At 48.8% G+C, this 6,983-nt stretch carries 7 protein-coding genes; 5 read left to right on the top strand and 2 right to left on the bottom strand.

The genetic code is table 11. The features are described from left to right. Positions 1-384 precede the first annotated feature (384 nt). From NG833_RS30095 to NG833_RS30075, 5 genes are all read left to right on the top strand, one after another. Positions 385-582 carry a CsbD family protein gene (locus NG833_RS30095; protein WP_254568937.1) on the top strand — a complete coding sequence of 66 codons (198 nt, stop codon included), beginning with the start codon at positions 385-387 and terminating at the stop codon, positions 580-582. Between the two features lie 230 nt (positions 583-812). Beyond that, positions 813-995 carry a CsbD family protein gene (locus NG833_RS30090; RefSeq protein WP_254568936.1) on the top strand — a complete coding sequence of 61 codons (183 nt, stop codon included), beginning with the start codon at positions 813-815 and terminating at the stop codon, positions 993-995. A 108-nt stretch (positions 996-1,103) separates the two neighbouring features. Further along, positions 1,104-1,724 carry a hypothetical protein gene (locus NG833_RS30085; RefSeq protein ID WP_309143901.1) on the top strand — a complete coding sequence of 207 codons (621 nt, stop codon included), beginning with the start codon at positions 1,104-1,106 and terminating at the stop codon, positions 1,722-1,724. Positions 1,725-1,789: 65 nt separating this feature from the next. Next, entirely contained in the window at positions 1,790-2,305 is a 516-nt protein-coding gene (locus NG833_RS30080) for a hypothetical protein (RefSeq protein ID WP_254568935.1), read from the top strand. A gap of 399 nt (positions 2,306-2,704) precedes the next feature. Further along, positions 2,705-3,163 (top strand): hypothetical protein, encoded by a 459-nt coding sequence (locus NG833_RS30075; RefSeq protein ID WP_254568934.1) that lies wholly within the window; start codon positions 2,705-2,707, stop codon positions 3,161-3,163. Between the two features lie 179 nt (positions 3,164-3,342). Here the strand turns inward: NG833_RS30075 and NG833_RS30070 are convergent, their stop codons facing one another. Both NG833_RS30070 and urtA read right to left on the bottom strand, forming a co-directional pair. Beyond that, a complete protein-coding gene (locus NG833_RS30070) occupies positions 3,343-4,260 on the bottom strand; it encodes a WD40 repeat domain-containing protein (protein WP_254568933.1) in 918 nt (305 codons plus the stop codon). A 78-nt stretch (positions 4,261-4,338) separates the two neighbouring features. Continuing rightward, a complete protein-coding gene (gene urtA, locus NG833_RS30065; RefSeq protein WP_254568932.1) occupies positions 4,339-6,864 on the bottom strand; it encodes an urea ABC transporter substrate-binding protein in 2,526 nt (841 codons plus the stop codon). Positions 6,865-6,983 lie beyond the last annotated feature (119 nt).

The raw sequence follows: 6,983 nt of genomic DNA, 5'->3' as shown, positions 1-6,983 counted from the left end.
AAAAAATAAAACCTTCAAAAAACCCGCAGGCTCAAGCCTGGGGCTACACGGACAAAGCGGTGCCTGCGCGGGCTAAAAGAGCCTTGTTAGGTGCGATCGCATCAAAGCAAGGATGATTTATTTGTTGGAATCCCCTAAGTATTTGTCCCGGGCCCCAATCTGTAGGTCCCTTTGATGAAAGACACCGCTTTCGGGGTCGAGGTGATGGGTTGGTCCTCTTCTCTTACCCCTTACTTTCTAGCTTTTTTGGTTTAAAGATATGTCGGAGGACAGAGGGCATCTTTGAAACCCGATTGCTACTATAAGTTTAAGGCTAAGTATTTTAAGGCCATGAGCCAAATAGGTTAGCCCATAAAAAAATAAAGATAAATGGGAGAAATACACATGAGTGTTGAAAATCGCATGAAAGCAACGGCTAAAAATATCGAAGGAAAAGCCCAAGAAGCCTTGGGCGATCTGACAGGAGACCCTAAGCAAAAAGCGGTGGGTAAAGCCAAGCAAATCCAAGCCAATATTGAACATGGGGCGGAAAATCTAAAAGAAGAACTAGATGTCAAGAAAAATCAAGTAGAAGACTTGTAAGCTAGTCAGCAAAAGGGCCAAGGTATTAATACCTTGGCCCTTTTTTTTAGGGAAACTGAGAACCCCTGAAAGAGGCAAAACGGGATGGGAATATCCTGAGATATCAGCGATCCCCGGTTAGAAATCTTCAGGGGTAGGGCAAGATATATCCATTGATAGATGCTTTTCCTTCCGGCTAGTTGCTACTGTAAATACAGATAAAACTAAGTCACATAAAGACGGAGAATAATATGAGCACTGAAGATAGAGCTAATGCAACGATGAAAAACGTGGAAGGGAAAGCTCAAGAAGCGTTAGGAAACGTGACCGGCGATCCCAAGGATAAGGCTGAAGGCAAAATGAAGCAAGCCGAGGCCGAAACTCAACACGCCAAAGAAGACATCAAAGATAACTTGAAAAAAGCGATCGACTAGAGAGAGCTTAATCTTTGAACCGAGGGAAGGGAGGGAATTATCCCCTCCCTTCCCTCAACTCTTACTACTCGGGTTAATCCTCGGGCATGAGGTTGAAGAAATCTTCCTTTGACGTTCCTGAAAATAGGGGAATGGGGAGGAGGAATCAATCTGTTATTTAAAAGTCTGTGGAAGGGTTTGATCCAGGAATTTGACAAGAGGTCTATCTATATCACCTCTCAATTAACCCGCATCCCCTCAGAACGGACTGGATATTACTATAAAATTTGGAGGAACATTCAGGTGAGTGTGTTTAAGCGAGTACAAAAAGGGTTGACCGCTTTGGTTTTGGTATTAGTCCTGAGCGTGGTCACCGCTTGTAGTGCAGGAACCCCGACGGCGCAGCAACCCAACCGCCTCTCCCCCTCGGTGACGAGTCTGCACAATTACGCCCAACTCGAACGGGGTAATACTCAAACAGGGGAGAATTTTGGCAACTGGGTGGTGCGAAATGCCAAAGGTCTGATTCAAGATGCCTATGTGCGAGACAATGATAAATTAGGCGTGGTGATTACGCCGGAAGTTCGCCCGAATGAAGTGCGAGAGTTAGCCCGATCGCTGGCCCAGGGATTTCACCACAATTTCCCCAATCGGAATTTAAAAGTGATGGTGTATGCACCGGATAAACAACTGATTCTGACAGCGGATTATGATGTGCAGTCTCAGCAGATTCAGTATAAAGCGGGATAGAGGTTGTGTCGAATCGCAACAGTTTTGACAGTCTATCTATCGATGAAATAAACTAGGAGAATGATATGGCGACGAGTGACGAATATAAACGGGAAATTATGAGCGATTTGGCAAGAGGCGATCGCGAGGTCATGCCAAATGCGCCCCAAACCGAGGATTATCAAAATTTTGATGATTTTGCCCAGCGATCGACTCGGGAAGAGCGTCAGCGCTTATTTGGTGAGTCTCTACAACACGATCGCATTCCTCCGGCCCAGATGGAACCGGAACTAAGAAAAGCGATCGCCCAAATTAAGCCTGATGAACGGGATGATGTGGCCAAGGAGTTCTTTAAAGAACTCAAAAAACGCGGACTCAGCGATCGGGATTTAGAAACACAACTGGCGCTTTCTACTCACAATCCCAAGAAAATGTCCGCAGATGATGTCTCCAAATTAGCCTCATTTGCCTATCACGCTCATCCTGATATTTTCCGGGATGTTTTAGCCGATAAACCCTGGATGATGAAGTTTTTGAGTAATCCGTTAGTCGCGGCTATTTTAGGAATTGCCGCAGCAAAATGGCTAAGTAATCGCAAGTAAGGCGATCGGGGGGCGGATTGAATCAATTGGGGCCAAGGGGCGATCGCAACGCATCGCCCCTTGGCCCTTTTGTCGAATCTCCCAATGCTAGAAAAGCCAGAATCCTAGGATGACCGAGAAACGCCTATCCCCGCTTATGAGCCCGATAAGATTTTTTTTGAGGGTTTTACAAAAATTTACAGTAATGTAGAGTGCGATCAACTCGTCTGTAGATCCTTGAACCCGTATAATTAAGGCTTAAGTTAGAACCCTAAAAAAGATCTGACAGCGAAAGCTAGTATCCGACTCATTAACATAAGGCCCCTATCGCCATCGATGAGGTAGAAATTTACCGATTCAACCGTGCTAAAACAGGGCACAAACGAGACGGATTTTCAGGAGCAAAGGAAAACTAACCGAGTGTTTTTGGAGGAGAATCCCGAGATGGCGGATAGCGCGATCGCTGATGAGACTGAGAAACCCAATCCAGAAAACGAACCCCAAGATAGTATGAAGAAAATACAAGACAAATTACCTGAAGAAGCCACCCCTAAAGGCATTCAGCTTTATCGTCAAGGGGGTTTACCCGGAAACCGCCCCATCGGACTGAGCAACTTCGAGATTTCTGACAGTATCAACCTGTCCGGCAATCGTCCCGTTGAGGCCAGTAATTTTATCGTAGCCGATACCTTAAACTCCTCGGGAATTCGTCCAATTGGGGCGAGTATGATTCACGTCGCCCACTCCATGCAGGTGTCCGGAAATCGTCCGATTACAGAAAGCACCATCCTCATGAACTGCGATCATCTGATGGGAAATCGGCCCATTTCCTCCAATGAAGGGGATGACACCGATGGACTGATGGGTTTCCTCGATTAACCTCAATGGGGGAAATAACGGCATAACTATGGGTCGATTCTATAGCAATTTTCACATTGATGAGGTACGTCTATTGGATCCCCCCTAGCCCCCCTTAAAAAGGGGGGGACCTGGAAAGTCCCCCTGTTTAAGGGGGATTTAGGGGGATCGGTGAATGTACTTCACCACCAAGAGAAAGGCTATACCTGCCACAGGGCGATCGTCTGGTCCCAACTCCCGGAAACCAGCACCCGCCCATCGGGACTAAAGGCCAGCGATCGCACCGCATCGGAATGTCCCACCAGGGAGGCAATTTGTTCTCCCGTTTTCCCATTCCACAGGGCCAACGTTTTATCCCAACTCCCAGAGGCAAGTCTCTTGCCATCGGGATGAAACTTCACCGCATTCACCACATCGGAATGTCCCACCAGGGAGGCGATTTGCTCTCCCGTCTGGTAATGCCACAAGGCCACGGTTTTATCCCAACTACTAGAGGCCAAAACCTGTCCATCGGGACTAAATTCGACCCCCGTCACCCCGGCAGAATGGCCGGTGAGGGTCCGTAATTTTTCCCCCGTCTGCAAATTCCACAGGGCAATCTGACTATCCGTACTGCCTCCAGCTAAAATTTTGCCATCGGGACTAATCGCCACAGACTGAATCTCCCCAAGTTTCTCCCCATTCAAGGTGAGCGTCCATTCATTTCTACCCGTCGCCAGATTCCAGCCTTTCAGACGGAGATCGCCACTGGTACTCACCAGAGTTTTGCCATCGGGGGCCATTGCCAGGGCTAAAACAGGTTCCTGATGACCGCCAAACCATCGCCCCAACTGGCGAATCGGCTTAAACTGACCCAAATCCCAGACCTGAATCTTTTTATCCGTCCCACAACTGACCAACCGTTGACCATCCGGGGAAAAACTCACCGCCAGAACCGATCCAGAATGTCCGCAGAGGGTGTGGAGTTTTTGACCCGAGTTGAGATCCCACAGGGCGATCGTCTGGTCCAAACTGCTGCTGGCGAGGATGTTGCCGTCCGGGGCGACTGCCACAGAACTCACCCGGTCTAAGTGGCCCGAGAGGGTCTTAACCCATCCCCATATCGAAGGTTCAGGCATTATAATTTTGTGAATCCAAGTGGTTTTGTTGACTATTTTACTGGCAATCGGATGAACTGCTGACCATCCCGGTCCACCTTAAGCCGCTTGATGAAGGGTCACCTTCTGGGGGGGTGTATTCTTCACCACCAAGGGTAGGGTAATCTCAAACACCGACCCGCGCCCCAGTTCGCTTTCCACGGCGATCGCCCCTCCCATCATCTCGCAAAATTTTTTAACCAACGCTAAACCCAATCCCGTCCCGCCATACTTGCGCGTCGTCGAATCATCCCCTTGAACAAAGGGTTGAAACAGTCGGGCAAGCTGTTCAGCACTCATGCCAATTCCCGTATCCCGGACTCGGAAGAGAATCCAAGGCGAATCGCTTGGGGGTACAGGAGTAGAATTCAGGGTGACCTGTTCCCCGGGATTCTCTTCGGGATTTTTAATGTTCACCTCTAAAATAATTTTGCCCTTTTGTGTAAATTTAGCCGCATTACTCAGGAGGTTTAAGAGGATTTGTCGGACCTTGGTGAGATCTGCCGTCATCATGGCCATGTTTTCGGGATAATCCACCTGGATCGCGTTGCCATTCGCCAGCATCACGGGTTCTAGGGTGGTGACGACCTCCTGAATCAACTGAGGGACATCAAAGGCATCCAGACACAGATCCATTTTGCCCGCTTCAATTTTAGAAATATCTAAAATGTCACTGACGATTGCCAAGAGATTTTTGCCCGCGATGTTAATTTTTTGGAGGTCGCCGATCAACTGTTCATCGGCGAGAATCTCTTCCACCTCTTCTTGCAGCAGTTCGCTATAACCGACGATCGCATTCAGTGGCGTTCGCAATTCGTGGCTCATATTGGCTAAAAAGGTGCTTTTCGCTCGACTGGCTGCTTGTGCGGCATAAACCGCTGACTCTAATTCTAAACTGTGTTCTTCCACTTGGCGAGAACGCACTTCTAACCCTTTGAGTAAACAGTTGACCTGTTGTGCCATTGTATTCAGGGTGTTCGAGAGTACCCCAATTTCATCTCCCGACACCAGAGGCGATCGCGCGGTTAAATCTCCTGATGCTAATCGTTGGGCGGTTTGAGTCACCCCATTTAATGCCCGAGTAATTCGGGAAATCACAAAAAAAGCCACCGCCATTGAGACGATGCTTAATAGCAGTAGCATCAGCAATAAATATTGACTGCGTTGCGCTGCCGCCATCACTGCATCGCACCATTGCAACATTTCCTCGTGGGGTGTAGGCATTTGCTTAACTCGGTGAATTAAGGCGGCGATATTGCGCTGAATTTCCGCTGCCGTCAGCCACTCTAAGCCCAAAGCGACCCAGGCGATCGCCACTAAGGTGCTAAATAAGCTCATCAATTTGGCATTGATTCCCCAGCGAAATCCCTGTTGAGAGAGTCCTGCCGCCCAAGGATAGCGGGATAAAAAGGGGTCTGGGGCCACGGCCTCCCGGGAGTTCCAAATTTCGGCGATCGCCCCATCGGCCTTGATTTGGCCAATGCGAACGGTGTTCCACAGATGCTGGGTTTTAGCATCCAGCTTGACTAACCCTTTTGGGGTAACCAGTTCTATATTTTTGGCCGATGCCTTCACCTTTGCCACTTGGGTAGACTGGGCTTTTTCCACGGCTTTTTTCCACAAATAGACCCCTAGATAGCCCGAGGCGATCGGGTCCGAGGTGACGCGATCGCTGCCATACTTGGCTTTATAGGCCCTGACGAATTTCTGGTTTTCCAGGGTATCGATGCTTTGAAAGTAATTCCATGCCACGAGATGTCCCCGGGTGAAGTCTGCCCCTATTTCCTGGACCTCTGCCTCGGCAACACTCACGGACATCACCAGCAAGTCATCGGAGGTTAACCCCGCTTGCTTTAACTCTCGGAAAAAGGCCACATTGGTATCACCATTGAGGGTATTGAGTACCGCATCCGGTTGTACCGACAGAATATGGGCGATCGCCGTACTCACCTCCTGGGAACCGAGGGGAATGTATTCTTCCCCGGCTAAAACCGCATCTTGGGCTACTAATTGCGCTTTAATAATTTGATTGGCACTCCGGGGGAAAATATAATCTGACCCGAGTAAATAAATGTGGCGAAAGCCCCGATCTAATAAATATTGCACCGCCGGAACGATTTGTTGATTGGGTGCTGCACCCGTATAGAAAATATTGGGGGACTGTTCTAATCCTTCATATTGCACCGGATAAAACAACAATCCATTTAATTCTTCCAAAATCGGGAGGACCGCTTTGCGGGAGGCGGAGGTCCAGCAGCCAAAGATCACCTCCACTTGATCCTGGGTGAGTAATTGTTTGGCTTGGTCCGCAAAGGTTTTTAAATTGCTTTCGCCATCGGCAATCACCGCTTCTAGGGGGCGGCCCAGTACCCCACCGGCGGCATTAATTTCTTCAATTGCTAACAAGGTGGCATCTTTGACTGATACTTCCCCGATCGACATCGTACCCGTTAGGGAATGTAACACCCCCACTTTAATCGGTTGGTTGGGGGATTTGAGGCGATCGGGCACTGAAAAAATCCGCTCATACATGATATTGAGTAAAGTTCGCGAGGGGTGGTTAGAGTATTCCAACAAATAAATCATCCTTGCTTTGATGCGATCGCACCTAACAAGGCTCTTTTAGCCCGCGCAGGCGGGCTTTGTCCGTGTAGCCCCACCCTTCAGGGTGCGGGTTTTTTGAAGGTTTTATTTTTTGGAGTTCC

The organism is Oscillatoria sp. HE19RPO, assembly GCF_024220515.1.
GTDB lineage: Bacteria > Cyanobacteriota > Cyanobacteriia > Cyanobacteriales > Laspinemataceae > Laspinema.
The sequence above is the reverse complement of the archived record's forward strand: the minus strand, read 5'-3'. Positions and strand labels throughout refer to the sequence as shown.

Bases quoted from the DNA above. Each gene is read 5' to 3' on its own strand.
- urtA (WP_254568932.1), bottom strand. From the start codon at position 6,864: ATGATTTATTTGTTGGAATACTCTAACCACCCCTCGCGAACTTTACTC.
- NG833_RS30090 (WP_254568936.1), top strand. From the start codon at position 813: ATGAGCACTGAAGATAGAGCTAATGCAACGATGAAAAACGTGGAAGGG.
- NG833_RS30095 (WP_254568937.1), top strand. From the start codon at position 385: ATGAGTGTTGAAAATCGCATGAAAGCAACGGCTAAAAATATCGAAGGA.
- NG833_RS30080 (WP_254568935.1), top strand. From the start codon at position 1,790: ATGGCGACGAGTGACGAATATAAACGGGAAATTATGAGCGATTTGGCA.
- NG833_RS30070 (WP_254568933.1), bottom strand. From the start codon at position 4,260: ATGCCTGAACCTTCGATATGGGGATGGGTTAAGACCCTCTCGGGCCAC.